The 26,633-nt window shown below is 69.2% G+C and carries 23 protein-coding genes and 2 pseudogenes; 9 read left to right on the top strand and 16 right to left on the bottom strand.

The window, feature by feature from the left end; all coding sequences use genetic code 11:
• Window positions 1–78: 78 nt before the first annotated feature.
• The 5 genes from OG990_RS05795 to OG990_RS05775 all read right to left on the bottom strand — a co-directional run bounded on the left by OG990_RS05795 (window position 79) and on the right by OG990_RS05775 (window position 4,014).
• Complete coding sequence (locus OG990_RS05795; protein ID WP_328418276.1) at window positions 79–366, bottom strand: hypothetical protein; 288 nt, start codon at window positions 364–366, stop codon at window positions 79–81.
• 150 nt (window positions 367–516) lie between these two features.
• Entirely contained in the window at window positions 517–1,164 is a 648-nt protein-coding gene (locus OG990_RS05790) for a LuxR C-terminal-related transcriptional regulator (protein ID WP_386983341.1), read from the bottom strand.
• A 14-nt stretch (window positions 1,165–1,178) separates the two neighbouring features.
• Window positions 1,179–2,525, bottom strand: a complete 1,347-nt coding sequence (locus tag OG990_RS05785; RefSeq protein ID WP_406079271.1) for a sensor domain-containing protein — start codon at window positions 2,523–2,525, stop codon at window positions 1,179–1,181.
• Complete coding sequence (locus tag OG990_RS05780) at window positions 2,522–3,292, bottom strand: ABC transporter permease (protein WP_406079270.1); 771 nt, start codon at window positions 3,290–3,292, stop codon at window positions 2,522–2,524. Before OG990_RS05780 ends, OG990_RS05785 begins: the two co-directional genes overlap by 4 nt.
• Window positions 3,289–4,014, bottom strand: a complete 726-nt coding sequence (locus OG990_RS05775; RefSeq protein ID WP_406079269.1) for an ABC transporter ATP-binding protein — start codon at window positions 4,012–4,014, stop codon at window positions 3,289–3,291. The genes OG990_RS05780 and OG990_RS05775 overlap by 4 nt, the downstream gene beginning before the upstream one ends.
• Before the next feature lie 252 nt (window positions 4,015–4,266).
• Here OG990_RS05775 and OG990_RS05770 point away from each other — a divergent pair, with 252 nt between their 5' ends.
• The gene (locus tag OG990_RS05770; protein ID WP_386983348.1) at window positions 4,267–5,058 is read left to right on the top strand and encodes an NAD-dependent deacetylase; all 792 of its coding nucleotides are present in this window, start codon (window positions 4,267–4,269) and stop codon (window positions 5,056–5,058) included.
• A gap of 188 nt (window positions 5,059–5,246) precedes the next feature.
• On the opposite strand, the gene OG990_RS05765 is transcribed toward OG990_RS05770, so the two are convergent.
• A complete protein-coding gene (locus tag OG990_RS05765; RefSeq protein ID WP_328418288.1) occupies window positions 5,247–5,450 on the bottom strand; it encodes a hypothetical protein in 204 nt (67 codons plus the stop codon).
• A 164-nt stretch (window positions 5,451–5,614) separates the two neighbouring features.
• Here OG990_RS05765 and OG990_RS05760 point away from each other — a divergent pair.
• Together OG990_RS05760 and OG990_RS05755 are read left to right on the top strand one after the other, a co-directional pair.
• Window positions 5,615–5,810: pseudogene (locus OG990_RS05760) on the top strand (cupin); the annotation flags it as partial.
• A 76-nt stretch (window positions 5,811–5,886) separates the two neighbouring features.
• Window positions 5,887–7,782 carry a hypothetical protein gene (locus OG990_RS05755; protein WP_406079268.1) on the top strand — a complete coding sequence of 632 codons (1,896 nt, stop codon included), beginning with the start codon at window positions 5,887–5,889 and terminating at the stop codon, window positions 7,780–7,782.
• Between the two features lie 9 nt (window positions 7,783–7,791).
• Here OG990_RS05755 and OG990_RS05750 read toward each other — a convergent pair whose 3' ends face one another.
• Window positions 7,792–8,280, bottom strand: a complete 489-nt coding sequence (locus tag OG990_RS05750; protein ID WP_406079267.1) for a PP2C family protein-serine/threonine phosphatase — start codon at window positions 8,278–8,280, stop codon at window positions 7,792–7,794.
• Window positions 8,281–8,360: 80 nt separating this feature from the next.
• Here OG990_RS05750 and OG990_RS05745 point away from each other — a divergent pair, with 80 nt between their 5' ends.
• A complete protein-coding gene (locus OG990_RS05745) occupies window positions 8,361–9,509 on the top strand; it encodes a hypothetical protein (RefSeq protein ID WP_386983354.1) in 1,149 nt (382 codons plus the stop codon).
• Window positions 9,510–9,604: 95 nt separating this feature from the next.
• On the opposite strand, the gene OG990_RS05740 is transcribed toward OG990_RS05745, so the two are convergent.
• From OG990_RS05740 to OG990_RS05720, 5 genes are all read right to left on the bottom strand, one after another.
• Window positions 9,605–10,381: a sulfite exporter TauE/SafE family protein gene (locus tag OG990_RS05740; RefSeq protein ID WP_406079266.1), complete on the bottom strand. Its 777-nt coding sequence runs from the start codon at window positions 10,379–10,381 to the stop codon at window positions 9,605–9,607.
• The gene (locus OG990_RS05735; protein ID WP_328418297.1) at window positions 10,378–10,959 is read right to left on the bottom strand and encodes a rhodanese-like domain-containing protein; all 582 of its coding nucleotides are present in this window, start codon (window positions 10,957–10,959) and stop codon (window positions 10,378–10,380) included. Before OG990_RS05735 ends, OG990_RS05740 begins: the two co-directional genes overlap by 4 nt.
• Window positions 10,956–12,362, bottom strand: a complete 1,407-nt coding sequence (locus tag OG990_RS05730; RefSeq protein WP_406079265.1) for a rhodanese-like domain-containing protein — start codon at window positions 12,360–12,362, stop codon at window positions 10,956–10,958. Before OG990_RS05730 ends, OG990_RS05735 begins: the two co-directional genes overlap by 4 nt.
• Window positions 12,363–12,405: 43 nt before the next feature.
• Complete coding sequence (locus OG990_RS05725; RefSeq protein ID WP_328418301.1) at window positions 12,406–12,717, bottom strand: rhodanese-like domain-containing protein; 312 nt, start codon at window positions 12,715–12,717, stop codon at window positions 12,406–12,408.
• 104 nt (window positions 12,718–12,821) lie between these two features.
• Window positions 12,822–13,085 carry a metal-sensitive transcriptional regulator gene (locus OG990_RS05720; RefSeq protein ID WP_386984632.1) on the bottom strand — a complete coding sequence of 88 codons (264 nt, stop codon included), beginning with the start codon at window positions 13,083–13,085 and terminating at the stop codon, window positions 12,822–12,824.
• Between the two features lie 454 nt (window positions 13,086–13,539).
• Here OG990_RS05720 and OG990_RS05715 point away from each other — a divergent pair, with 454 nt between their 5' ends.
• Complete coding sequence (locus tag OG990_RS05715) at window positions 13,540–13,944, top strand: GNAT family N-acetyltransferase (RefSeq protein ID WP_355611741.1); 405 nt, start codon at window positions 13,540–13,542, stop codon at window positions 13,942–13,944.
• A gap of 257 nt (window positions 13,945–14,201) precedes the next feature.
• Here OG990_RS05715 and OG990_RS05710 read toward each other — a convergent pair whose 3' ends face one another.
• Complete coding sequence (locus OG990_RS05710) at window positions 14,202–14,738, bottom strand: TetR/AcrR family transcriptional regulator (protein ID WP_386983363.1); 537 nt, start codon at window positions 14,736–14,738, stop codon at window positions 14,202–14,204.
• Window positions 14,739–14,883: 145 nt separating this feature from the next.
• Between OG990_RS05710 and OG990_RS05705 the strand changes: the two genes are divergently transcribed.
• From OG990_RS05705 to OG990_RS05690, 4 genes are all read left to right on the top strand, one after another.
• A complete protein-coding gene (locus tag OG990_RS05705) occupies window positions 14,884–16,275 on the top strand; it encodes an MFS transporter (RefSeq protein ID WP_406079264.1) in 1,392 nt (463 codons plus the stop codon).
• A gap of 240 nt (window positions 16,276–16,515) precedes the next feature.
• Window positions 16,516–19,692, top strand: coding sequence for an efflux RND transporter permease subunit (locus OG990_RS05700; RefSeq protein WP_406079263.1), 3,177 nt, complete (start codon window positions 16,516–16,518; stop codon window positions 19,690–19,692).
• A 43-nt stretch (window positions 19,693–19,735) separates the two neighbouring features.
• Window positions 19,736–20,215 (top strand): hypothetical protein, encoded by a 480-nt coding sequence (locus OG990_RS05695; protein ID WP_406079262.1) that lies wholly within the window; start codon window positions 19,736–19,738, stop codon window positions 20,213–20,215.
• Between the two features lie 36 nt (window positions 20,216–20,251).
• Complete coding sequence (locus tag OG990_RS05690) at window positions 20,252–23,443, top strand: efflux RND transporter permease subunit (protein ID WP_406079261.1); 3,192 nt, start codon at window positions 20,252–20,254, stop codon at window positions 23,441–23,443.
• A 4-nt stretch (window positions 23,444–23,447) separates the two neighbouring features.
• Here the strand turns inward: OG990_RS05690 and OG990_RS05685 are convergent, their stop codons facing one another.
• From OG990_RS05685 to OG990_RS05675, 3 genes and pseudogenes are all read right to left on the bottom strand, one after another.
• On the bottom strand, window positions 23,448–24,203 hold the full coding sequence (locus OG990_RS05685) for a BTAD domain-containing putative transcriptional regulator (RefSeq protein ID WP_406079260.1): 756 nt from the start codon (window positions 24,201–24,203) through the stop codon (window positions 23,448–23,450).
• Between the two features lie 364 nt (window positions 24,204–24,567).
• Entirely contained in the window at window positions 24,568–25,896 is a 1,329-nt protein-coding gene (locus OG990_RS05680; protein ID WP_406079259.1) for a sensor histidine kinase, read from the bottom strand.
• Between the two features lie 31 nt (window positions 25,897–25,927).
• Window positions 25,928–26,604 (bottom strand): annotated as a pseudogene (locus OG990_RS05675) (response regulator transcription factor).
• Between the last annotated feature and the right edge of the window lie 29 nt (window positions 26,605–26,633).

Below are 26,633 nucleotides of genomic sequence, written 5' to 3'. Positions count from 1 at the left end.
GCTATCCGAACGCATTGACATCGACAGGGTCGCATACCGGCCGTCTTCAGCCGGTGGCGGCGGCGATCACTTTCCTGGTCAGAAGGGAGGTGCGTCCTCGCCCATCAACGCCAGCACGACGCCTCCCTTCCCGCTCTTGAGGCTCTGGACCACGACCTTGCCGGTGCTGCCGTCGGGCAGCTCCAACGTGAAGGTCTTCCCGACCGCGTTCTTGGGGCCGTTGCCGGCGCTGTTGGCAGGTCGGAAGTCGCCTGCCCACGGCGGGGTCTTACCCTTGCGGGCGGGCTCGGCGAAGAGGGCGGCGGTGCCGGGGGTCCTGGTGCCGTCCGAGGAGAGAAGCACTGAGGCGCTGCGATAGGTAGCCATATACGCCAAGGCTATCCCGGACTGCGCTCGTTCGCGCCACGACATCGGCCCCGTAACGCGAACGGCCACGGGGAGCGACCCTGATCTGCTCTCACCCCTGGGTTGGCCGTGCGTTGGCGAGGCCCGAGCTAGACCCGGTAGCACGTGACATCAGCCGCCGCTGACGTGACGGAGGACGGCCAGGACGCGGCGGTTGTCGCTATCCGAGGACGGCAAACCGAGTTTCGCGAAGATGTTCGCCACGTGCTTCTCCACGACTCCGGAGGTGATGACAAGAGCCGCCGCGATCCCGGCGTTGGATCGTCCCTCGGCCATCAGCGAAAGCACCTCACGCTCCCGGGGGGTCAGCGACGCCACCCCGGCCGTGTCCTGCCCGGCCCGCATCAGGTGACCGACCACCTCTGGATCCAGCGCGGTGCCACCGGATGCCACCCGGGTCAGCGCGTCCACGAAATCGGCGACGTCGGCAACGCGGTCCTTGAGCAGGTATCCGACGCCGGCCGGCCGGTCGGCGAGCAGGCGGGTCGCGTAGCGGGTCTCCACGTACTGGGAGAACACCAACACACCGACGTCGGGATGGTCGCGTCGGATGTCGATTGCGGCGCGCAGTCCCTCGTCGGTGTGCGTCGGTGGCATCCGGATGTCGATGATGGCTACGTTCGGTGCGTTGGCGGCAATCGCTGACCGCAACGCATCCGCGTCGGCCACCGCCGCGCACACCTCGAAACCGCGGTCGGTGAGCAGCCGGATCAGCCCTTCGCGCATCATCGCGGCATCCTCCGCGATCACCACCCGCATGTCGTCGCCTCCGTTCACACCCGTGTGGGCAGCTCGATCTCGACCCGGGTCGGACCACCCGTCGGGCTGTGTACGCGCATCCGGCCGTCCACGACGGCGATGCGGCGGGCCAGGCCGGACAGGCCGGGGCCGTCCGGGTTCGCTCCGCCGATGCCGTCGTCCTTGACGGTCAACATCAGGCGCTCGCCGGATCGGACGACGCCGAGCCTGACACGGGTCGCCCGGCTGTGTTTGGCCGCGTTCGCGAGCAGCTCGGAGGCGCAGAAGTAAGCGATGGTCTCGATCGCGGGCGCCGGGCGGTCGGGCAGCTCGACGTTCACCGCGACCGGGATGGCACTGCTTGTCGCGAGCGTCGCCAGCGCGTCGCCGAGACCGTTGTCGAGGACCGGCGGGTGGATCCCGCGCACCAGGTCGCGCAGGTCGGCGAGGGCATCCTTCGCTCCGCGGTGGGCGAGCGCGACCAGTTCGCGGGCCTGTGGGAGGTCGGGTGGCGGGCCGTCGACACCGAGCTTTTCGGTCGCCATGCCGAGGTTCATCGCCAGCGTGGCCAGCCGGATCTGCGCGCCGTCGTGCAGGTCCCGTTCCAGCCTGCGCATCATCGCGGCCGCGTCGTCGATCGCGCGGGCCCGGGTGACCTGCAGTTCGCGTACCCGCTCGGCGAGCCGACGCGGGCCGAGCAGCCGTCGCATCGCGGCAAGGTCCAGTGTCGTACCGGCCCGCATCAACCACGGTGCGACCAGCAGCATGGCGAGGCCGGCCGCGGCGATGAGGAACGTTCCGGCGAACGTCCGCGTACCGATGGTGCCGAACGGTGTCAGCGCCCACACCGGTCCGAGGCGCGTGCCGGCCGGGTGGTTGCGAAACAGCGGCCACCACACCGGATAGCTGAGGTTGACCAGGCCGAACACGTAGCAGAACGCACCGTAGCCCTCGGGGATGGCCAGTGGCACCTTGAGCAGGCCGTACCCGGCGGCGCGCCAGCCCGGTCCGTCGGAGACCACGGCGCTGATCCGCTTCGAGAGCCGGGGCGGTGGGGCGTCCATGTGCACGTCGAGCAGCCGGTCGGCGAGTGAGCGATGCAGGGCTCCCATCGCGCGCCCGGTCGGGGCGGCCAGCACGACCAGGAGCGCGATGGTGAGCGGAAACAGGACCAGGAACAACGGTGCGACGGTAGGTGCGGGCTGGTTGGACATGGCTCCGGTCGCCCAGAGGATGAGGACGCCCAGGGCCGGCACGATCGCCGGTACGCTCAGGATCGCGGCCGCACTGACCACGCCGACGACGCAGAACACCGCCCGGCGCAGGGCGAGTGTGGTGAACGGAGCGCGCAGCGCGATCATCAGCTCATTGTCGCTGGTCACGCGTCGCGATGGCGGAGCAGCATGCCGCCGCACAGAATCGCTACCGCCGCGTACCCGCACATCAGCAGCGCGCTGATCCAGCTGGAGAACAGCCCGGGTAGCGGCGAGGTCACCGCGATCGAGTTGAGCAGCATCAACAGCGGGACGAAGCGGCCGACCTGGATTCCGCTCTCGCCGAACAGGCCGGCCACGATCATCGGGACGAACATCAGTCCGAACAGCGTGCCGATCGCGGCGCCCGAGTGCCGCACGATCGTCCCGATGCCGACCCCGATCAGCGCGGTGACGCCCAGATAGACGCCGGTCAGCACGACCGCGCGCAGGATCGCCGGGTCTCCGAGGGATGCCGCCGGGATGGCGGTGCCGCGGATCGCGAGCTGCCCGCCCAGATATCCGGCGAAGCTCGCGACCAGGCCGACGGTGAGAGCCGCGCCGCCGCACACGGCGACCTTCGCGGACAGGACGATCCGACGCCGCGGGACGGCGGCGAACGTCGAGCGGATCATCCCGGTGCCGTAATCGCCGGTCACCACCAGGACGCCGAGCGCTCCGAGAAGCAACTGGGCCACAATGGCGCCGCCGAGGCTGTTGTTCAGGATCTGGGCGGCGGTGGCGATCGGGGTGTGCGATCGGTACCCGAGTCCCACCCCGGCCCCGGCCGCGGCCATCGAGACCACCGCAGCGGTCGCCAGCCACCACGTCGACCGGACGCTGCTCAGCTTGATCCGCTCCATCCGGGCCACGTGCCGGAATCCGTACCCGTTCATGACGCTCCCACTCCGCGATAGTCGGTGGCCTCTGAGGTGAGCCGGAAGAACACGTCCTCCAGGCTGTCGTCGCCGGCGGCGAGTTCGGCGACGGTCGTCTCGGCCAGCAGCCGGCCGCGGCCGATGACCACCAGCCGGTCGGCGGTCAGCGCCATCTCGGCGATCAAGTGGCTGGACACGAACACCGTCCGGCCTTCGGCGGCGAGACCGCGCAGCAGGTCCCGGATCCAGCGGATGCCCTCCGGATCCAGTCCGTTGACCGGCTCGTCGAGCAGGAGGACGCTCGGGTCGCCGAGCAGGGCCACAGCGACGCCGAGCCGCTGGCGCATGCCGAGCGAGTACGTACCGGCGCGCCGCGTTGCCGCGTCGGACAGGCCGACGATGCGCAGCACCTGCTTGACCCGGGAACCGGGGATGTCGTTGCTCGCCGCCAGCGCGGTCAGGTGCGCACGGGCGCTGCGGCCGGGATGGAACGCCCCGGCATCGAGGAGCGCGCCGACCGTCTTCAACGGCCAGTTCAGGTCCGGGTACCGGACGCCGCCGATCAGTGCCTCGCCATGGTCCGGGGCATCCAGGCCGAGGATCATCCGCATGGTCGTCGACTTGCCGGATCCGTTCGGGCCGAGGAAGCCGGTCACCACGCCCGGCTGCACCCGGACACTCAAGCCGTCGACGGCGACCCGGCCGCCGTAGCGTTTCGTCAGCTCACGTAGTTCGATCATACGAACGACGCTAGGCAACGCCGTCGGCGGTCGGAAGCCGGAAACCATCCGCCTCCGCCTGGAGGTTTTCCCCCATCCCGGTCCCGACCCAGTTGGTGTCCCAGACCGTGATCGGTTTACTTTCGAGTTGTTCGCGACGTAGACCGATGAGGTTCACGGGACACCACGTCGACGAGCCGGGAGGCTTCGCCATGGCGCGGTCGTCTGCCCTGAAGCAGTTGCGCGCCGCCACGTGGTGGCAGGATCTCCCGTATGGACGGTGTGCTGCCGCATCGAGCGGCCCAACTCCTCCGCGACGCCCGCCGTGTCGTCGTCCTCACCGGCGCCGGGATCTCCGCCGAGAGCGGTGTGCCCACCTTCCGTGACGATCTCACCGGCTTGTGGGCGCGTTTCGACGCCCAGCAGCTCGCCACTGCCGAGGCGTTCCACGCCGATCCAGACCTGGTCTGGGGCTGGTACGAATGGCGGCGCAGCAGGGTACGCCGAGCCGAGCCCAATCCTGGGCACCTGGCCATCACCACCATCGGGGCCCGGGTACCCGGCACCACCATCATCACGCAAAACGTCGACGACCTGCACGAGAGGGCCGGAACCCAGGCTGCGATCCACCTGCACGGCAGCCTCTTCATGCCCCGATGCGTGGCGACGGCCGCTCACCCGGCAACCTTTGAGGACCCACAGGACAGCGACGTCGCGCAACCGCACGAAGGCCGCCGGATTCCGCCGCCGCGGTGCGCGTCCTGCGGAGCACTCGTCCGCCCGGGCGTGGTGTGGTTCGGTGAGGCGCTGCCCGAGGCGGCGTTGACTGCGGCGGTCGAAGCAGCCGCCGCGTGCGACGTGCTCCTGACGGTCGGCACCTCCGGCGTCGTGTACCCGGCCGCCGAGATCCCCCGGATCGCGGCACGCTCCGGCGCGACCGTGATCCAGGTCAACCCGGAGCCAACCCCACTCGACCGGATCTCCGCCATCAACCTGCGCGATGCCGCAGCACGGGTCCTCCCGACCCTCGTCGCGGCCGCATGGAAGGAAACCGACAAGACATAACGGCGGCGGGCGGGGTCGCGTGCCACCACCGCAGTCACAAGCAACCGGCACCCACCGCGGTGTCAGCTCCCGGCCGCCGTCCCCCTCGTACGCTCCCCTGCCATGCAGGCCGGCAACCCGCGGTGCGGCCAACGCGGCGAGCGCGACCGGGGCCGGCCACGAAAAGCCGAGGGTACGACGTCCGCGGCTCATCGCTCGGCCCGCACGGGTGCGGTTTCCCGGGCGAAGCGCAGCAGCGCGGTGAACGCCAGCGCGGACGTCACCGCTCCGCCAGCGAGGCGTACCCAGTGGCCGGCGACGAACTCCTCGGCGACCTGGCGCAGGTACTCCGGGGAGTGTGTGCCGACCGGGTCGACGAACATGATCTCGTTGCGCGGCCAGAAGAACACCACGGAGAACAGGAACTCGCAGGCGATGAAGACCGCGGCGGCGCTGGCGACGTGCCAGCGCAGCCGGCGGGGACGGCGACATCGCGTTCCTGCACCCGGTGCCGCACCTGTCCGTACCTGCCCTCGACGATCACCGCAGGTACCTGTCCGAGACCCGGCCGGAGCTGCTGCACCGGCACGACCACCCGGACCTGGTGGTGGCGATTCAGGACGCGAAAAACGTGGTGCAGACCCTGGACGGCACCCGCACCGACGCTGACGAGCCGACCGGCGGCCTCGTCTCCCGTGACCCGGGGCAACGTCCACATGCTCACCAATGTGGGCGGCACCACGTACCTCGCGCGCCTGGTCGAATTGAAGTAGCCGCTGGCACGGCGGTCCGACGTGGAATCCGTCATTTCGGTGAAAGTCGGCGCATTAGGTGCGTAACGTGCCGGACATGGTCTCTCGCACTTGGCGTAACCTGTTGCTCACAGCGGTCGGGATGGGCGTGCTCGCCGGTGCCGGTCAGCTCGGCATCGCGTTCAGCTTCGGCATCGTCCAGCTCACCGGCGCCTCCGCCGGTGCCACCGTCAACCAATGGCCTTCCCAGCTCGTCTGGGTGGGCTGGTTCGCGGCACACGCCGCCGTAGCCGGCACCGTCGTCACCGCACGCCTGGCCCGCCGGTACGGGATGCTGGGGAGCACGGGCAGATTGGCGGCCGTCGCCGCCGCCGCCGCGCTGGGCGCCACCGTTGTGGCGCCGCTCTGCGTCCGGCCGGCCCAGGCCGCCGAGCGCTTCTCTGTGGACCCGATCTGGGCCGTCGCCATCTGTGCGACCATCGGCGCGCTGGTCGGCGCGGGTGCCGCGATCGCCGTACTGGTGAAGCCGCCGCTGGGCTGGAACATGGCGGCGGTGGGCAGCGTGGTCTGGCTGCTGGCGCTCGTCTCGGTCGTCCCGTCGCTCGCAACCGGCGGGCCGTTGCCCGCCGTACGACTCGGTGTGCTGGAGCCGGCCGGGCTCGACGCCGACACGGCACACCGGCAGGCGATCCTGATTCTGCCGGCGGTCGCCCTGCTCATCGGCGCGGCGACCGGCGTGCTGGCCCGCAGGCGCGGGCATCCGCCGCTGGTCAACGGCGCGACCGGCACGGCCGGCGCAGCGCTGGTCGCGTTCGCCTACCTGACCGCCGGTCCCGGCGACGCCGTCGACCGGTACCAGATCACGCCGTACTACGTCGCGCTGCTCGCCGTCGCCGCCGGTGTGCTCGGTTCGGCCGCCGCCGCGTCGTTCCGCTGGCCGTTCCACCCACGCACCGCCGAAGCGCGGGTCGTCGAGCCGACCGACAGCCACCGTCCGCTGTCCGCCGACCCCGCCGTGCCGCAGGCCATGACGCCGGCCGCTGATGTTTCGACCGACGAGCCGGAGCCCGTCGACCTGGCCGGCACGGGGCCGGTCGCCGACACGACCGCAGCGAAGCTCCCGACCGCAGCCGAACCGCTGGGCTTCGGTACGTCGGCTGGCGACCGGGACGCCAGCGCCGTACCGGCCGACTCCGCGACGCTGACCGCCGCACCGGCCGCTACCGCCGCATCGGCCGCACCCGCCGACCTCGCCACACCGGCCGACCACGACGACACCCCGGAGACATCGGAACCGGTCCCCGCGACGGCGGCCTACCTTCCCGCGGGACCCGGCGGGGACGGCTCCGGGACGGCGGAGGCCGAGGCCGACAACACCGAACCCGATGGGATGCCTTCCGACGGGGCACTCGTCGCCCCGGGGACCCGCCGGATATACCAGCCGCCGAAGACCGACCGGACGCGGGTTCAGGCGACCCGGCCGGTCGTTCCGGCGCGGCGGGTGCCGCCCTCGACCGAGCCCGCTCCGGGCGCCGAGGCGACCCACTCGGCCGGCACGCGAGAGAGGCTCGAACCGGCGCTTCCACCTCGGATCCGGCCGCCGTTGCCCAACCTGAACCAGGCCGCGAACTGGGACGCCCTCGCGACCGCCCGGCGCGCCGGGCCCCCGCCCACGACCAACGCCGCGCCGGCCGGCCCCGCCGGGACCGGTCCGGTGGCCCAGGTCCCCGCGCCGGCCGCCCCGGCATCCGTCGTCGAGGCGGGACGGGCCAGCGGGCGGGCCAGCGGGCGGCTGGGCCTGTTCCGGCGCAACAAGTCCCGGGCCGACGGGGACGGCGCGGGCACCCCGGGGAACGGCGAGCTGCTGCCGAGACAGGACGCGGAGTTCGTCGACTGGGTGACCCGGCTGGGCAAGCCGGTGGCCGACAACGAGCGGGATCAGGAGAGCGGTCGCCAGTCAATCCGCTCCACCGGCCACGACCACGGCGACTGACCTCCGCTGTCAGGCCCGCCGCTGCCCAACGACCTGATCGCGCTCGGTGTCGGCCTCCACGGCGGTTCCCCCGACGCCGAGCGCCCGCACCAGCAGGGCCCGCTGCGGATGGGTGGCCACCTCCTGCGCGCCGAACCGGCCCTGGTCGACCCGCGACTGCACGTACGTGTGGTCGCGGGTCAGCTGGGACCGCTCGCCGTCCAGCAGCGCGTACGCCCGAGATATCGCCGACGTGCACCAGCGCGAGCCGGCCGCCGGAGCACAGCATCGCCGCGAGCGTGGTGACCGGCTGGTGGCCGCCGACCGCCGCACGGCGGGATCCGCGTCAGCGACCGCGTCGGCCAGCATGCCAAGCAGGTCCGGGCCCGCCGCGACCACCGGCTCCAGCCGGGCGAGGGCATCAACGGGCGCGGCGCTGGCGGCGCCGCCGGCTCCGTCGCCCCTTCCTGGCGATCTTCGAATGTCCAGGTCACGGCCCGGGGCGGCCCGTTTCAGCACATCGTGGACATGGACTGCTCCACGGGCGTGGGACGTGCATATGCTCCGGGCAACGGTCGCCCACCTTCAGGGGGCACACCATGCTCAAGACCCACACAACGAGCCAGAATCTTCGTCACTTTCCCGTCGAAGCCCAGCGGATGGCCGACGCGGCGATCCAGGAGCGCGAGGAGCGTCTCCGGACGATCAGTAACGCGCGCAACCGTAAGGCCGCGGAGGTGGCGGCCGGCGCCAGTGACCGGCTGCGTCGCCTGCTGGGGGACGACAACTGGGCGGACCTGACGACGCTGATGCACCAGGAGCGGCTGGCGCTTCGTGACCTGCTCCAGCCGCCGCACGGCTTGGAATCGACCTTCGCTGACCTGAACGAGGCCCGCAAACAGAAGGCCGACGCGTTTCTCCGCGCCCGGAAGGTCCGGCGTGACGAGCTTGCCGAGATCAGGGAGGACTACCACGAGGCGATGGCCGACGTCCTCGCCCCGGTGGATGCGCACGTCACCCCGGGCTTCCACCTGTCCAGCCACCTCGACAGGTGGCTGAGGCTGTCCCCGTTCCACGCGCACGCGCTTCCGTGGGGGGTCATCATCGCGGACGGAGACCCGGGCCCGCACCGGTGGGAGGTCCACCGTCCGCCGTTCTTCGGGTTCAACTTCGGCTTCGTCCCGGTACGCAATGACAACTTCATCGTCGACCGGCTGCACACGTTGAATCCGTCGCTCGGAGACGTCGGCATCACCGTCACGATGGACGACGGCGACGCCGGCGACTTCGACTACGCCTCGGGCGACGGCTTCAGCGCGATAGCCTTCTCCTTCACACCGCCGACGGCAGGTCTGGTCGAGGTGCTCATCGACGCCCAGTCCGTTGAGGCGACGCACCGGTTGAGGACGGAGAACGAGTGGGGGTGGTCGAACTCCACCACCGGCCAGGGCAACTTCCTGATGCTCGACGTCCTGCATCCCAGCGTGGCCGAGCCGTCGTACGCCCAGATGTCAGCCTTCCACCTGCAGACCGACGACGATTCCAGCCATGTCCGCGAGAACCTGACCCGGGGCGCCCATTACTTCGCGCACCTGTTCAGCGCCGGTCCGGTGCCCGCGAATGAGCCCGTGATCGTGTGCGCGGGGACGCGGTCGTTCGACTTGAGCGGCACCAACGACGTCTCCATCCACAGCAGGTCCGACTTCCGGTGGTTCATCAGCTCGGTGGAGGTGCGGATCTCGCCATAGTCGACGTCCTTGGCGGTGGCGTACGGCGTCGGCATCATCAGGGGTGGACCTCGTTGGGAGGCTCCTCCTGCTGCTTGCGTGGTTTCCCGTCGCGCTTAGGTGGCGGGTGGGTTGATGGCGGCCTGGATGGCGACGAAGGCCGCGATGACCATGACGAGGTAGGCGAAAGCGCGGCTCAGGTGCCGAGCGGGTACCCGAGAGGCGAAGCGTGCGGCGGCGAGGGACCCGATGATCGCCGCGACGGTGAAGGCGCCAGCGATGCGGTAGTCGAGTGTGGCGTCGCCGGAGTGGGCGGCGAATCCGGCCGCAGAGTTGATGACGATGATGACCAGCGACGTGCCGACGGCGGCGGGCATGGGCAGGCCCAGCAGCAGTACCAGGGCGGGGATGATGAGGAAGCCGCCGCCGACGCCGAACAAGCCGGTGAGGAAGCCGACCGCGATGCCCGCGCCGACGGACTTGGGCAGGCAGCCGCGCCAGTTGACGCCACCGCCGGGCAGGGCGCAGTCGCCGCCCGCCTCGCCTTGATCCCGCAGCATCCTCAGCGCCGCAGCAACCATGAGTCCGGCGAAGCCGATCAGGACGACGCGGGGGTCGAGCAGTCGGTTGACCGCAGCGCCGGCGAACGCCGCTGCGGCACCGGCGGCACCGACAATCCCGGCGATCCGCCAGCGGATCTGCCCAGCACGGAGCCGGGGCAGCAGTGCGGTGGCCGAGGAGATGCCGACGACCAGCAGCGACGTCGGTACGGCGGCGCTCAGCGGCAGCCCTGCGCCGTAGACCAGAGCGGGGACGGCGAGGATGGAACCGCCGCCCCCGAGCAGGCCGAGCAGAATGCCGATGACCGTGCCGAGCCCGAGGGCAGCGGTCACGACCGCGGGCCGGCCAGGGCCGCGACGACGCCTTCGAGGTCGGTGCGCGGGCCGCGGTTGTAGGGCAGCTTGGACAACAGCATCCCCATCGCGCAGGTGTTGGTCACCGCGGCGACGGTCAGGCCGGCGCCGATGAACGCGGCGACCCATTTTGCCGGGGGGAACACCATGCTGACCAGCACGGCGACGAGCACGATGGACCCGGCGGTCAGGCGTACCTGGCGTTCGAGATCCCAGCGGGCTCTGCCCGTGCGGATCGGCGCGCCGGCGGCCTGCCAAGCGGTGATGCCGCCGTGCAGCACGCGCACGTTCGGCAGGCCGGCGGCGGCGAGCGCTGCTTCGGCGGTGGCGGCGCGTTGCCCGGAGCGGCAGACGAGCACGACCTGTTCGTCGAGGTGCGCGCGCAATTCGTCGCGGTGTTCGCGCAGCAGGTCGAGTGGCACGTTGTAGGAGCCGGGGATGTGCCCGGTCTCGAACTCGCCCGGGGTGCGCACGTCGATCAGGCGTGGGGCGTTGCCGGTGCTGATCTGATGGTGCAGGTCGGTGGCTTGGACGGTGGCAGGGGTGCCGGTGGTCATACAGTCTCCTTACTGGTGATGATGGTCAGGCCGGTGTTGGCGGCCTTGGCGTAGGCGTCGTCGATGTGCACCGCAGTGCGGCCGGCGCGTTGCAGCAGGCTGGTCGCGGCGGCGGCACGGTAGCCGGAGCCGCAGTGCACCCACACTGTGCCGGCGGGCACGTCAGCGAGGCGGTGCGGCAGGTCGGGCAGCGGGATGTGCACGGCGCCGTCGATATGCCCGGTGCGCCACTCGTTGGTCATTCGCACGTCCAGCACCACCTCGGGTGCGGGCAGGCTGTGCGGGACGGCTCCGTCGCGGGCGGCTGCCAGGTCGTCGAACGTGGCGGTGGTGAGTTCGGCCAGGCGAGTGTCGTCGCCGTCCGCCCAGTCGTCGGGGTGGCCGGTGGCTGCGGCGGCCGGCCGGTCGATGCCAATGCGGGCGAGTTCGCGCTGGGCGTCGGCGACCTGCTGCTCGCTCTCGCCGAGCAGGGTGATGGGCGCGCCCCAGGGTGCCATCCAGCCGAGCCAGGTCGACATCGGCCCGTCCAGGCCGAAGCTGAGGGTGCCGGTCAGGTGCCGGTGCGCGAACGCCTTGCGTGAGCGTAGGTCGACCACCCACTCGCCGGCGGCGATGCGATCGGCGAGTTCGGCCGGGTCGGCGCGGCGGGCCGGCGTCAGGTCGATCAGGTCGGCACCGTCGGTGTTACGGGCGCCCATATGCGCGTAGTACGAAGGGTAGGCGTCCAGCCCGGCGAGGGTCTCGGCGACGAACGCCTCGTTTTCCAGGCGCAGCGCCGGGTTCACCTGCCGCTCACGGCCGATGGTCGAGTCCGGGGCGTCGGACTGGGTGGCGGAGCAGAAGCTGCCGAAGCCGTGTGTCGGCCAGACGTGAGCGCCGTCGGGCAGCAGATCGGCGAGCCGCCGCACCGAATCGTGCTGATGCCCGGCCAGCGTGTGTGCGTGCTGCTCACCGAGCAGGTCGGTGCGCCCAGTCGTGCCGAACAGCAGCGACCCACCGGTGAACACCCCCTGCGGCCCGTTAGGGCCGTGCAGGACGTAGGACACGTGGTGGAACGTGTGCCCGGGGGTGGCGACCACGCCGATCCGCATCTCGTCGGACACGGTGATCTCGTCGCTGTCGGCGGCCGGCAACCGCTCGAAACCCACCGTGTCGGCGCCGGCCACCAGGTAGGTGGCACCAGTCAGCCGGGCCAGTGCCAGGCCGCCGGAGACGTAGTCGTTGTGCAGGTGCGTCTCGGCCACGTGTGTGATCTGGACCCCGAGCCGGCCCGCGAGGGCCAGCACCCGGTCGATGTCGCGCTGCGGGTCCACCACGACCGCGACCCGCCCGTCGTGCGCCAGGTAACTGCGGTCACCCAGTGACGAGGTGTCCACGACCTCCACCTCAATGCCAGCCATCATCGTCTCCGATCTTGGATTTCTGTGGTCCTGCTGCGGCCGCCGCTCATCGGGTCGCGCCTTGCTCGATCGGGTGACCGGCGCGCACCCAGGCCTGCGTGCCGCCGGTCAGCGACCACGCGCGGGCACCGGCGGCGTCGAGGACCTGCGCGGCCATCGCGCTGCGCCCACCGGACGCGCACACCGCCACCACGTCCTGCCCGGCGAACCGCCGAGCAGCCCCGGGCAGCTCGTCCAAGGGCAGATTCACCGCGCCCGGCAGGTGGCCTGCCGCGAACTCGGCCGGGCTGCGTACATCCAGCACCACAGCGCCCTCACGTCGGCGCAACTCGTCCAGGTCGATCTCCCGAACCGTCACAGGTTCACTCCTCGCGGTGAGTACCCCGGGGGGTATGTGTTGAAGAGAATTGTGTGAAGTGGGCAGGCGACATGACCCCGCCGAAGCGGGGCAGCCCACTCAGGTCAGGACAACGCCATGAACAGCTTCTCCAGCTGCTCCTCGGTCATCGGCGGCTGCTCGCCACGCTCGCGCGCCTGCTGACATTGCCGCATCCCCGTCGAAATGATCTTGAAGCCAGCCTTGTCCAGGGCGCGCGACACAGCGGCAAGCTGAGTCAACACCCGCTCACAGTCGTCACCGTTCTCGATCATGGCGATCACCGCGCCCAGCTGTCCGTTAGCGCGCTTCAACCGCGTCACCGCGTCCGACAGCACCTTGGCGTCCATCTCCACGTCGCCCCACCTCCGTGATCCAACATACCCCCGGGGGTATCCATCGGGCTGTGGAACACCTCACGCACCGTTGCCCTCAGCCCACAGATGGGATCGTCACGGCGGAGTCTGGGCGGGTCCAGCCGCAGGAACGGACACGGGTGTGCTCCCGGACGTGTGCCGTAGGGGCGGAAGCGGTCGCCGAGCGGACCGGCGCAGCTGGAGTTTGTGCTCGAACTCGAGCCATTCGTCGGGCGAGACGGCGCGGTACTCGCTGGAATCGCGGGCTGATCCGCCGACCCGACACAGGTTCAACACGTCCGCCGGCCCCCCAACGCGACACGCCCCGCACCGAGTCCCAAGCCGGCTGTCGCCCGACCTCCCGCATGAACCAGGGCGCCGACTGATACCCGCCGGGGGTATGCTGTCGGCGCTCATGTAGTACGGCTCCGTCAAATGCGAGGAACCCGTGACCTACCTCCTACGAGTAGAAACACCTTCCGTTGAGGTCTATCGGCATCTGCGGGTCGCCGCCGGGCTAAGTCCTAAATCCGTTGACGCCGCGACGAATGGCCTGGCGGGAACCTGGCACGCTGTCGTCGTCTATGACGATGACCATCCAGTGGGCATGGGCCGGATCATCGGCGACGGTGGCACCGCGTTCCAGATCGTTGACATGTGCGTTCTGCCCGAGCACCAGGGGCTAGGAGTCGGCAAGAGAATCATGGCTGCACTGATGGAGCGGCTCGTGGATCGGGCACCTCGCACCGCCTACGTCTCACTCATCGCAGACGGCAAGGCGCGCTACCTCTATGCGCAGTACGGCTTCGCGGAGACCGCGCCGGAGTCGGTGGGCATGGCTCGCCAACTCTGACGACGTTGCGCTGCGGGACGGTCGTCCGCGTCGATCTTCGGGTATTCAGCGGCACGAGAGTGTGTCCGCCAGCAGGACCAGCATCGAGCAAGACCGTCGCGCTCGGCGCGGCACCGGTGGGAAGGCCATCTCACCTACCGGAATGCGCCGCCAAGCCCTCTGTTTCCGATGCACCTCGATGCCGAGGCCTCGCTCAGGGTGGCGCCACGGACACTTCAGGTGGGTGAAGCAGGGACACCGCCACTGGCGCAGCCCCGCTACGCGTTGGCCCGCGTGTAGGCGGCCAGGACGGTCTCGGAGATGAGGCGTGGTGCGTCCGCCTGCTCTACGAGCCCGTTGGCCACGTCCACCGCCGCACCCTTCAGCAGGTGGTGCAGGACGCTGGTCAGCCAGGTCGCCGGGAGGTCGTCTCGAAAGGCTCCTTCGGATTGGCCGCGCCGGATCAGCTCGTCGACGCGCTGGGCAGGTTCCGCGTGCAGTTGCTGTACCCGTCCGGGAGGGAGCGCCGCCTGCGCCGCTGCAAGGACGGCGCTCGCCCGGGCGATCAGTAGCCAGCTCGACTCGATCAGGACGCGCAATGCCCGTCGAGGGTCGCCTGAGAGATCCAGACTCGCCAGGACCGTCTCCCCCTCGGATATGACTCGTACCAGCGCGGCCTCGATGAGGGCGTCCCGAGTCGGGAAGTGCCCGTAGAGGGTGACTCGACCCACTCCCGCAGCCTGGGCGATCTCGCTCACGCTCGCGTCAGCGTTTCGACTGAGGCTGGCGATCGCTGCATCCAGGATCTTCTCCACGTTCTGCCGAGCGTCGGCTCTGCGGGCCTGGCTGGTTCCCGAGCGGGACATGCAACTCCCTCAAGTCGAACAGTGCTGTATGAGTTATGGTAGCCGCTACAACTCGAACATCACTGTTCAACTTACCTGAAGGAGGCGGATAGTCATGGCCGAAACCATGGCCCCGACGAGTCCGACCCGCGGTCCCAACCCGCACCGCTGGAAGATCCTGGGACTCGTCGGCGTCGCCCAATTGATGTTGATCCTGGATGTCACAGTCGTCGCGATCGCCCTTCCCCACGTGGGTGCGGACCTCGGCCTCGAGCGGGAGACCCTCACCTGGGTGGTGAGCGGCTACACCCTCGCCTTCGGTGGCCTGCTGCTACTCGGGGGCCGCGCCGCCGACCTGTTCGGAGCCCGACGCCTTGTCATCATGGGGCTCCTGTTGTTCACCGCCGCGTCCCTGCTCGCAGGACTGGCAACCAACGGCCCCATGCTGCTGGGCGGTCGCATCGCTCAGGGCGTTGCTGCGGCGATCCTGTCCCCCGCCGCGCTCTCTCTGGTCGTCACGATCTTCGAGGGCGACGAACGCAACAAGGCCCTCGGGATCTGGTCTGCGTTGGGCGGTAGCGGGGCCGCCCTGGGGGTCCTCCTCGGTGGCCTGCTGACCGCTGGACCGGGCTGGCCGTGGGTGTTCTTCATCAACGTCCCGGTAGGACTCGTCCTGCTGCTCATCCTGCGGGTGCAACTCCCACCGCAGCAGAGCACCGGCGCGCCGGGTCGGCTGGACGTACCGGGCGCGGCGCTGGTGACCGCTGCCACCGGTACCCTGATCTACGCCCTGATTAGGGCTGGAGACCAGGGCTGGGGCACTCCGACGACTGCGGCACTCCTCGCGACGGCTGTGGCTCTCTACGGTGGTTTCGTCGTCCGTCAGCGCCTCGCGGCGAGCCCGCTCATGGATTTGCGACTGCTGCTGCGCCGACCGGTGGCGACCGGGACTCTGCTGATCCTGGTGGCCACCGCCCTGATGATCACTGTCTTCTTCCTCGGGTCGTTCTACCTTCAGGACCACCGCGGGTACGGCGCCCTCCAGACCGGGTTGCTCTTTCTCCCGGTAGCGCTCGCGACCATGCTCGGGGCCAACGCAGCGGGCCGCGTCATTGGTCGTACAGGCCCGCGCACCCTTGCCGTGCTGGGACTTCTCCTCGCCGCGGCAGGCTTCGTGATCCCCGCGCTATGGGGCGGGACCGTGGCGATGGTTTCCGGCGTCAGCCTTGCCGCCGCCGGCACCGGGGCCGTCTTCGTCGTCGCATCCGCGACCGCTCTAGCGCAGATCGATCCACGAGAGGCCGGGCTGGCCTCTGGAATCGTCAGCACGTTCCACGAGTTCGGGGCATCGCTCGGCGCCGCTGTGGTGTCGAGCGTGGCCGCGGCGAGTATCGCCGGGAACAGCACTGACGGGTTCTCCCGCGGTTTCACCACCGGCGCCATCATCGCGGCCGCCGCCGCTGGCCTGGCCTTCATCATCACGCCCAGGCCACGCTCCAGTAACTGATCCCCGAACATGTCGCCGGTGGAGTGGGACTCCACCGGCGACACGTTCGGCCAAGGGCAGGCGTTCGATCGCGCTGACCGACAGCAGCTTCCGGTACGCCTGCTGTGAGCCCACTGTGAGCAAAGCGTGAGCGGGCGGCCTCAATCTTGGCCCTGGTCGGCAGACCGATGAACTCCAACTGAGAGGTCTCGGGCCATGATGCGGTGGATCGTCGGGTCAAGCGTCAAATATCAACGGCTGGTGCTCGCCATCGCCGTGGCCCTGATGGCCGTCGGCTTCGTTCAGCTTCGCAACACGTCGGTCGAAGCCCTGCCGGAGTTCGGGCCGGTGCGGGTGGACGTGCAGGTCGAGGCCCTCGGGCTCTCCGCCGAGGAGGTGGAGAATCTGATCACCAACCCGATGGAGAACGAATTCTTCAACGGAATCCCGTGGCTGGCCAAGCTCGAGTCCCGCACGCTACCGGGATTGTCGTCGATGGAGATGACGTTCGAGCCCGGCACGGACCCTATCCGGGCCAGGCAGGTCGTGCAGGAGCGCCTGACCATGGTCGCCATGCTGCCGGCCGCCTCGTCGAGGCCGCCGCTGGTGGTGCAGCCCCTCTCGTCGACCGGCCGGCTCATGATGATCGGTCTGTCGTCCCAGGATCGCTCACTGATCGACATGTCGTTGCTGTCGCGCTGGACGATCGTGCCCCGCCTGCTGAGCATCCCCGGCGTGGCCAACGTGGCCATCTGGGGGTTCCGCGACCGGCAGCTGCAGGTGCAGGTCGATCCCTCCAAGCTGATGCAGAGCGGCATCACGCTGGACCAGGTCCTGCGCACGTCGGCGAACGCGCTGTGGGTCTCGCCGCTCACCTTTGTGGAGGCGTCGACGCCCGGGCTGGGCGGTTTCATCGACACCCCCAACCAGCGGATCGAAATCCAGCACAACCAGCCGATCAAGACTGCGGCGGATCTCGGCAAGGTCACCGTTCAGGGCGCCGAGGACCGCGGAGTGCTGCTGGGTGATGTCACCCAGATCGTCGAGGACCACCAACTCCTCATCGGCGACGCGGTCGTCAAGGACACCCCGAGCCTCATGCTCGTGGTGGAGAGGTTCCCGGGCGCCAACGTGGCGGCCGTGACCCAGGACGTGGAGGCTGCACTCGACGAGCTGCGACCCGCCATGCCGAGCGTCGAGATCGACACGACGGTGTACCGGCCGGCCACCTTCATCGAAAAGATGGTCGACCACCTCACCACGACGCTGATCCTCGGCGCGATCCTCCTGCTGCTGGTGCTCTGCGCCTTCCTGTTCAACTGGCGCACCGCGCTGGTCAGCCTGCTGACCATCGCGTCCTCCGTGGCGGTGACGGTGCTCGTCCTGTCCTGGTTCGGCGTGACCCTCAACATGATGTCCCTGGCAGGGCTGGTGATGGCCCTCGCCATCGTCGTGGACGACGCCGTGGTCTGCGTCGACAACATCCGGCGACGGCTGCGGCAGCACCGCGAGGAGGCGTCCGACGAGGCGGTCTCCGACACCATCCGTACGGCCATCCTCGAGATGCGCGGCCCGCTCTTCGTCGCAGCCCTGATCGCCGCGGTCTCGGTGGTGCCCCTCTTCATCCTCGACGGGGTGCGCGGGGCGTTCCTCACCCCGGTCGCCCAGGGCTTCCTGGCCGCCACGGTGGTCTCACTGGTGGTCGCGCTGACGCTGGCCCCCGTGCTGGCCACGCTCCTGCTCTCCCGGTCGTCGCTGCAGCACGGCCAGTCGCCGCTCGCCCGAGCTTTGGAGCGGGCGTACGGTGCGCTGCTGCCCCGGCTGCTCCGCCGGCCCGTCTGGTCTTATGCCCTGGTCGGACTCCTCGTGGTGGCGGGCCTGGCCGCTCTACCGTTCCTCGGCTCGCGGCCGCTGTCCCCGACGCTTCAGGAGCGCGACCTGCTGATCACCTGGGAGGCGCCGCCCGGCACCTCCCGGCCGGAGATGAACCGGATCACGGGTGCGCTCAGTGCCGAACTGCGGGCCATCCAGGGAGTACGCAACGTCGGCGCCCACACCGGGCGGGCACTGGCGTCGGACCAGGTCGTCAACATGAACTCGGGCGAGGTGTGGCTCAGTGTCGACCCGGAGGCCGACTACGGCCGGGCCCTGACCGCCGTGCAGCAGGTGGTGGATGGCTATCCCGGGGTGCAGAGCGACGTGATCACCTACTCGGACAAGCGGATCCGGGAGGTGGTGACCCGCGGTGCCACGGAGGACCTCATCGTGCGCATCTACGGCAACGACTACACGGTGCTCAACGAGAAGGCCCAGGAGGTCCTCGGCGTCATCGCCGCCATCGACGGCGTCACCGAGCCACGGGTACGGTCCGCAGAGGTCGCGCCGACGGTGGAGATCGAGGTCTCCGTCGCCAAGGCCGCGAAGTACGGGCTCAAGCCGGGCGACGTGCGCCGGTCGGCCGCCACCCTCGTCTCGTCCACCGTCGCGGGCAACCTCTTCGACGACCAGAAGGTGTTCGAGGTCGTCGTGTGGGGCGTGCCCACGGTGCGCCAGAACCTGTCCACCATCCAGAACCTTCTGATCGACGCGCCGGTCGGAGGCCCGCGTGGCGGCCCGACCCAGGTGCGGCTGGCTGACGTTGCCGACGTCAGAGTCGTGGCGAAGCCGGAGGTCATCACACACGACCAGGTCTCCCGCAGCATGGACGTCGTCGCGACCGTGCGCGGGCGTGGTCTGGGTGCCGTCACCAGCGAGGTCAAGGACCGGCTCGCGCAGGTGACCTTCCCCCGTGAGCACCATCTGGAGGTGCTCGGAGAGGCCCAGGCAAAGGCGAGTTCCGACTTCCGCGTCTGGACCTTCGTGATCGGCGCCGTGATCCTGATCTTCTTCCTGCTGCAGGCCGGCTTCGGTAGCTGGCGGGTGGCGTCGCTGTACTTCCTGCTCCTGCCGATGGCACTGGCGGGCGGGCTGCTGCTGGCGGCCATCGACCGGTCGGCCGTCTCGGTGGTCGCGCTGCTGGGGCTGCTCACCGTGCTGGCCATGGCCGTTCGGGGCGGCACGCTGCAGATCATGCGGTACCAGCGGCTGGAAGAGGAAGGCCACACGCCAGGTGCCGAGCTGGTCGAGCTCGGGTCACGGCAGCAGTTCATCCCGGCCGTGACGGGCATCCTGGCGGCGGGGATGGCTCTGCTTCCCATGGTGATCTACGGCGGCGTCTCCGGCCTTGAGATCGTGAGCCCGCTCGCCCTGATCATCCTCGGTGGCCTGGTCACGACCGCGCTGCTGAACCTACTCGTCCTGCCCGTGCTGTATCTGCGGTTCGCCGTCCGGTCTCCATCGGTGGCCGGGTCGGAGCCTCGGACCGGATCGATACCCGCGCCCAGGCCAGAACCCGGTCCGGCGGGCAAGGAAACCCCTTCAAGCCCGGCTCCGGCCTGACCGGAACCAGGAGAGTCCCATGCACAGACAAGGAGGCGACCACATGCGACACAGTGGTCGGTGGATGGCAGCGATCCTGATCACGCTGGGCTTGGCGGCCTGCACGACGCCCGCATCGAACACCTCGGGTGGCCACAAGGAGAGCCCGGCCAGTGTCGAGGCGATGCCGGGCAAGGACGTCAAGAAGGTGACGCTGACCGAGCAGGCGGCGCGCCGGGTGGGCATCGCGACGGTCACGATCGGCGCGGCGCAGACCGCGCCGCCGGTCGGGCCGACCCCGTCGCCGGGCACGCCGACGACCGTGGTGCCGTACTCGGCAGTGCTCTACGACCCGACCGGCCTGGCCTGGGTCTATACGGTTCCCCAGCCGTTGACCTACGTCCGGGAGAAGGTCGTGGTGGCGACCGTGGGCGGGGCGCGCGGGACCGACGCGTTCCTTGCGCAGGCACCGCCGGCGGGGACCTCGATCGTGACGACAGGCGTGATCGAACTCTGGGGAGCCGAGCTCGGGGTCGGCAAGTAGTCCATCCAGTCGCTACGAGGGTAGGGACCCCACACCATGATGCGTTGGATCATTGGAACGAGTCTGAAGCTCCGGTTCCTCGTGGTTGTCGGGGCCTCCATGTTGATGTTCTTCGGCGTCCTGCAGATTCGCGACATGCCCGTCGACGCGTTCCCCGAGTTCGCGCCGCCCCGGGTGGAGATTCAGACGATCTGCATCGGACTGTCCGCACAGGACGTCGAGGAGCTTGTCTCCGTCCCGCTGGAGCAGGGGCTCACCGGGATCGAGGGCCTGGACGTGATGCGCTCCAAGTCGGTCTCCCAGCTCTCCTCGATTGTCCTGATCTTCAAGCCCGGGACTGACCTGATGGCGGCCCGCCTGCTGATCCAGGAGCGCCTCACCTCCATCACTCCCAGACTGCCGCGCTGGGCCAACGCCCCCTTCATGATCCAACCGCTGTCGTCGACCAGCCGGGTGATGAAGATCGGAATATCCCAGGCGGACAAGTCGGATGCGGCTCACGTCGAGATGGCGCTGCAGGCCTATTGGACGGTCCGGCCCCGCCTGATGCGGGTACCCGGGGTGGCGAATGTGGCCATCTGGGGCGATCGGTGGCACGTCAAGCAGGCCCTCGTCGATCCCGAGCTCATGAAGCAGCACAACGTCACCCTGGCCCAGGTCATGGAGGCCGCCGGAGACGCGGTGGACGTGGGTCAGCTGAAGTTCAACGGCGGGTTCGAGATCGGCACCGGCGGGTGGGTCGACACCGCCAACCAGCGGCTCCAGGTGCAGCACCAACTGCCCGCCCTGACCGGGCAGCAGCTGGCCGAGATCCCCATCGAGGTGCCGAAGGGCGCCAAGCCCGTCTACCTGAAGGATGTCGCCTACATCACCGACGACATCATGCCGCCGTCCCTGCTCACGGGGGACGCGGTCATCAACGGCGGCCCCGGCCTCATGCTCATCGTCGAGAAGCTGCCCTGGGGCAACACCCTTGAGGTGACCCGCGGGGTCGAGGCCGCACTGACGGAGATGGCGCCCGGTATGCAGGGCCTCGACGTCGATACCGAGATCTTCCGGCCGGCGACCTTCATCGAGACCTCGGTCGAGAATCTCGGTCGGGCGATGGCCATCGGATTCATTCTGGTGGTCCTGATCCTGGTGCTCTTCCTCTTCGAGTGGCGGGTCGCGCTGATCAGCGCCATTTCGATCCCGCTCTCGCTCGTCGCGGCGGGACTCGTCCTGCATTGGACCGGGGCCACGATAAATACCATGATCCTGGCCGGGCTCGTGATCGCCCTCGGCGTGCTTGTCGACGACGCCATCATCGACGTTGAGAACATCGTCCGCCGCATCCGCCAGCATCGACGAGCGGGCAGCACGAAGTCGACCGCCGCCATCGTCCTCGACGCGTCGGTGGAGGTCCGTGGTCCCATCGTCCAGGCCACGATGATCATCCTGGTCAGCACGGTCCCGATCTTCCTGCTCACCGGGCTCACCGGCTCGTTCTTCCGGCCCATGGCGTTGGCCTACGGGCTGGCCATCCTGGCCTCGCTGCTGGTGGCCCTGACGGTGATCCCGGCGCTCGCCCTGATGCTGCTGGCCCGGTCACCGATCGAGCGGCGGGAATCGCCGCTGGTGCGCTGGCTCCAACGCGGCTACACCGCGTTGCTGGCACGCATTATCCCGCGTCCCGCCGTCGCCTACGCGACCGTCGTACTCGTCCTGGCCGGAGGCGTCATGGTGGTACCGATGCTGGGACAGAACCTGTTCCCCGCGTTCAAGGAGCGGGACTTCCTGATGCACTGGGTGACCCAGCCCGGCACGTCGCGTGAGGAGAGTGTCCGCATCACGGAACAGGTCAGCAGGGAACTGCGGGCGATCCCCGGAGTCCGGAACTTCGGCGCCCACATCGGGCAGGGCACGTTGGCCGACGAGGTCGTCGGCATGAACTTCACCGAGAACTGGATCAGCATCGACCCGAAGGTCGACTACGACAAGACTCATGACGCCGTGCAGAAGGTGGTCGACGGCTATCCCGGCCTGCAGCGCGATGTGCAGACCTATCTGAAGGAGCGCACGAAGGAGGTGCTCACCGGCTCCAGCGACGCCATCATCGTCCGCATCGTCGGCGACGACCTCGACGTGCTCCGCGACAAGGCCAACGAGGTCAAGGACCTCGTCGCCGGGATCGACGGCATCATCGACGAACACGTGACGCTGCAGACCACAGTTCCCCAGGTCGACGTCCAGGTCGACCTGGCCAAGGCTGCCCAATACGGGATCAAGCCCGGCGATGTACGCCGAACGGCGGCCACGTTCATCGCCAGCGAGGAGGCGGGCGACATCTGGCGAAACGGCAAGAACACCGAGGTGCACGTGTGGAGCGTGCCGAGTGCCCGGTACAGCATCGAGAGCGTCCGTAACCTCCTGATGGACGCGGCGGACGGGAGCAAGGTCCCGGTGGGTGAGCTGGCCGAGGTCAAGATGGTGCCCACGCCCAACCAGATCCTGCGAGAGAATGGATCGCGGTATATCAATGTGGGTGCCAATGTGGCCGCGGGGAAGGCCCTGAGTGACGTGGCGGCCGAGGTTGAGCGCCGCCTGGTGACGGTGGACTTCCCGCCCGGCTACCACCCACAACTGCTCGGTGAGTACAAGGAGGCGACGAGCGCCCAGGAGCGGCTGCGGCTCTTCGCCGGCGTCGCGGTGATCGGGATCCTCTTCCTGCTGACCACCGCCTTCAACAGCTGGCGGCTGTCGTTCCTCGTCCTCCTCACGCTGCCCATGGCTCTGGTGGGCGGGATCCTCGCGGCATACGTCGGTGGCGGCATCCTTTCGCTCGGCTCGCTGGTGGGATTCTTCACCGTGCTGGGCATCGCCGCGCGCAACGGCATTCTCATGATCAACCATTTCCAGCATCTCGAGCGGGAGGAAGGGGAAAGCTTCGGCCGAAACCTCGTCCTCCGTGGCGCGAAGGAGCGACTCTCGCCGATCCTCATGACCTCGTTGGCGACCGGGCTCGCCCTGGTTCCCCTGGCCATCGAGGGCAGCCTGCCCGGTCACGAGATAGAACACCCGATGGCGGTGGTGATTCTGGGTGGCCTGTTCACCTCGACTCTGCTGAACCTGCTTGTCCTCCCGTCGCTCTATCTGCGTTTCGGCCGACCCAGGGATTCGTCCACGCGCCGGCCGCTTGCAGGGCGGGTGTGGCCCACAGCCCTGCGGCCCGGAAGGTCCCAAGCCTGAGCGGTCACGGCAGGTCAAGTGCAGGATCGCCGCGAAGGATCGCCCTCTCCAGCTTCTGTAGCTGCGGCGAGGTGTCGAGTCCGAGCTCGTCGACCAGCCGACTCCGTGCGAGCCGGTACGCGACCAGCGCGTCGGCGGCGCGGCCAGCGCGGTACAGGGCGAGCATGAGCTGCGCGAGCAGTCGTTGCCGGTACGGATACTGCCCGACGTACTCGGCGAGCTCGTCGAGGACGGCCTCGTGCCCGCCGAGCCGCAACTGCGCGTCCAACCATTCCTCCACAGCCGTCAACCGCGCTTCCTCCAGTCCCCGGCACAGCTCTTCGACTCGCGGGGTCGCCACGTCGGCCAGCGGGGGTCCGTGCCACAGATCGAGCGCGCGCCGCAACATCGCCGCCTTCTCCAGGTCGTCCGTCTCAAGACGAGCCCCGGCGAGGAGGGCGCGGAAACGGTGGGCGTCCACGCTCATCGGGTCGGCCCGCAGGACATAGGTCCGGCCGCGCGTGGTGATCCTTACGCCTTCACGGTCCGCACCGGCCATGGCCAGTACGTTGCGCAGTTGCGAGACGCGGACGTGGATGGCATGACGTGCGGTCGGGGGCGGCCATTCAGGCCATGTCAGGTCAACGAGGCGGTCGAGCGGCACGAGCTGGTTCACGTTCAGCGCGAGGATCGCCAGCACAAGCCGCTGTTGGCGTGGCCCGAGATCGACTTGTTGATCCCCCGCCCATGCCTCCACCGCACCCAAGAGCCGGAACTCCACGACCCCCTCCCCCCGTGATGCGTCTACACCTCCTCCGCCTCGCTGCGCAGGGCCTCGGATCCAGGCCGTCGATGCTCGTGATGAATGGTGGGCCACGTTCTCTGCATTCCGCCGACACCAACTCACAAGTGGTATGCACCCGCCGAGGTCTAAATATAATTTGTGACACTAGAGGCCGATTCAGTCCGTGTTCACGGGCAAAAGCGAGTAATCATCAGAAATCCGGGTCACCAGTACCTTTCATTGCCTACCAGGACGCGCATTTCCGCAACAGGCAAGTGCACGTGCCCCGCCTTGCCCTCCTCACAACATGCGTTTGCCCATAAAGGTGGATTCACCGGGCCTTTCCCAGCAAGGCGGTCAATTAGCGCGCAGGTAGGCGGATGACGAACCGTGCACCGCGAGGCGCGTCCTCGACGTCTATCGAGCCTTCGTGTGCATCGATGATCTCTCTCGCGATGGCCAGACCGAGACCGGTGCCGCCCGTGCGCCGGCTCCGATCGTCGTCGAGGCGCGTGAATCGCTCGAAGACGCGCTTCCGGTCCGCGGGCGGAATCCCCGGCCCGTCGTCGTGGACGATCAACGTGACCCGGCGGTCGTCGCTGTCGAGCTCGACGCTGACCGATGACGAGGCATGGTGCTCGGCGTTGTCGAACAGGTTGCGTACGGCCCGGGTCAGGTCGTCGCGACGGCCGTCGACGGCAGCCGCCGAGACCGCGCCGGTGTCGACCCGCAGGTGGCCGCTGCCACGAATCCGGGCCGCCTCGGCCAGGACGATGTCGTCGAGGTCGACGGGACGGGCTGGGGGGCGGGGAACGCCGGCGTCCGCCCGTGCGAGGAACAGCAGATCCCGGACCAGCCGCTCCATGCGACGGTTCGCCACGAGCAGATCAGCGGCGGTTTCGTTCCATTTGGTGCGGTCAGGGTGGGCGAGCGCGACCTCCAGATCGGTACGCGCCGCGGCGAGCGGGGTCTGCAACTCGTGCGAGGCGTCCGCGACGAAGCGGCGTTGACGCTCGGCGGCGGCATCCAACCGGTCGAGCATCATGTTCATCGTGCCCGCGAGCCGACTGATCTCGTCGTCCGTGGTCGGCACGGACACGCGCCGGTCGAGGGAGCGTTCGGAGATGTCGGCGACCTCGGCCCGGATAGCGTCCACCGGCCGCAGGGTGCGACCCGCGACCGTCCAGGTCGTGACGGCGACGAGTGCCAGCAGCAGTGGAGCACCGGTGGCAAGGGCGCCCTGGAGAACGTCGACGACGTCATCGACCGGGGAGAGACTCGCCGCAACGTAGACGGTCACCGGTCCTTCGGGCGTATTCGTGGGCAGTGCGATGACCCGGTAGCCGCCGGCCTCGCCGAACGGAAGGCCGTCCACTGTGCGCACCTCGGACCCCGCCCCCGGGAGGAACCGGGCGAGAGACTGATCGCGCCGAAGTCCGGCGGTGGCGGCCACCACCCGGCCGGCGCCGTCCACGACCTGGGCGATGCTTCCGTCGTCACCCTCGACGGCCAGCTCCGTGGGGAGCGTGCCCTGGCGGGCCAGGGTCGCGATGTCGTGCGCACGTACCCTCGCAATGTCGTCGACGCGTTCGACCAGCGAATGACGCAGAAACATCACCAGGCTCACGGCGGTGACCACGAGGGCGACACCGACGACGATCGTGGCGGCCACGGTGGTGCGGGCACGCACCGTCGTGAGGCGTGCCCGAGGCCGAGGGTTTTCAGCCGCCATCGGGGTCCAGTCGGTAGCCGACGAGACGGACGGTCTGGATCGCGGATCGACCGAACGGCTCGTCGATCTTCCTGCGGAGGTGCCGGACGTAGACCTCGACGATGTTGGGGTCGCCGTCGAACGCGAAGTCCCAGACGTGGTCGAGGATGGTGCCCTTGGAAAGCACTTCGCCCGGACGCCGCATGAGGAACTCGAGAAGGGCGAACTGGCGCGGAGTGAGTGAGACCTCCGTTTCCCCACGCCAGACCCTGTGGGCGGCGGGGTCGAGCCGTAGGTCGCCGACACTCAGCGTGGCCGGGCGCTCCCGCGAACCCCGGCGCAGCAGCGCCCGAATTCTGGCGACCAGGACGACATAGGAGAACGGCTTGGACAGGTAGTCATCGGCTCCGGTATCGAGAGCTTCCGCCTCGTCGAGCTCGCCGTCCTTGGCCGTGAGCATGAGAATCGGGGTCCAGTTGCCGGCCTCACGCAACTCGGCGCACACCTGGAAGCCGTTCTTGCCGGGAAGCATGATGTCGAGAACGATGACATCGAAGTCGCCGTCCGTGGCCCGCCAGAGGCCGTCGATGCCGTCGAGTGCGTTTCAGCAGCGAACCCCTCGGCCTCCAGTCCACGCTTGATTGACCGGGCGAGGTGCTTGTCGTCCTCGACCACGAGGATGCGCACTTCCCAAGTGTGCCACTCGCCGGCTTACT

This window comes from Micromonospora sp. NBC_00858, from assembly GCF_045207365.1.
GTDB lineage: Bacteria > Actinomycetota > Actinomycetes > Mycobacteriales > Micromonosporaceae > Micromonospora.
Note: the sequence above shows the minus strand (reverse complement) of the source record. Positions and strands in the feature narration are given on the sequence as shown.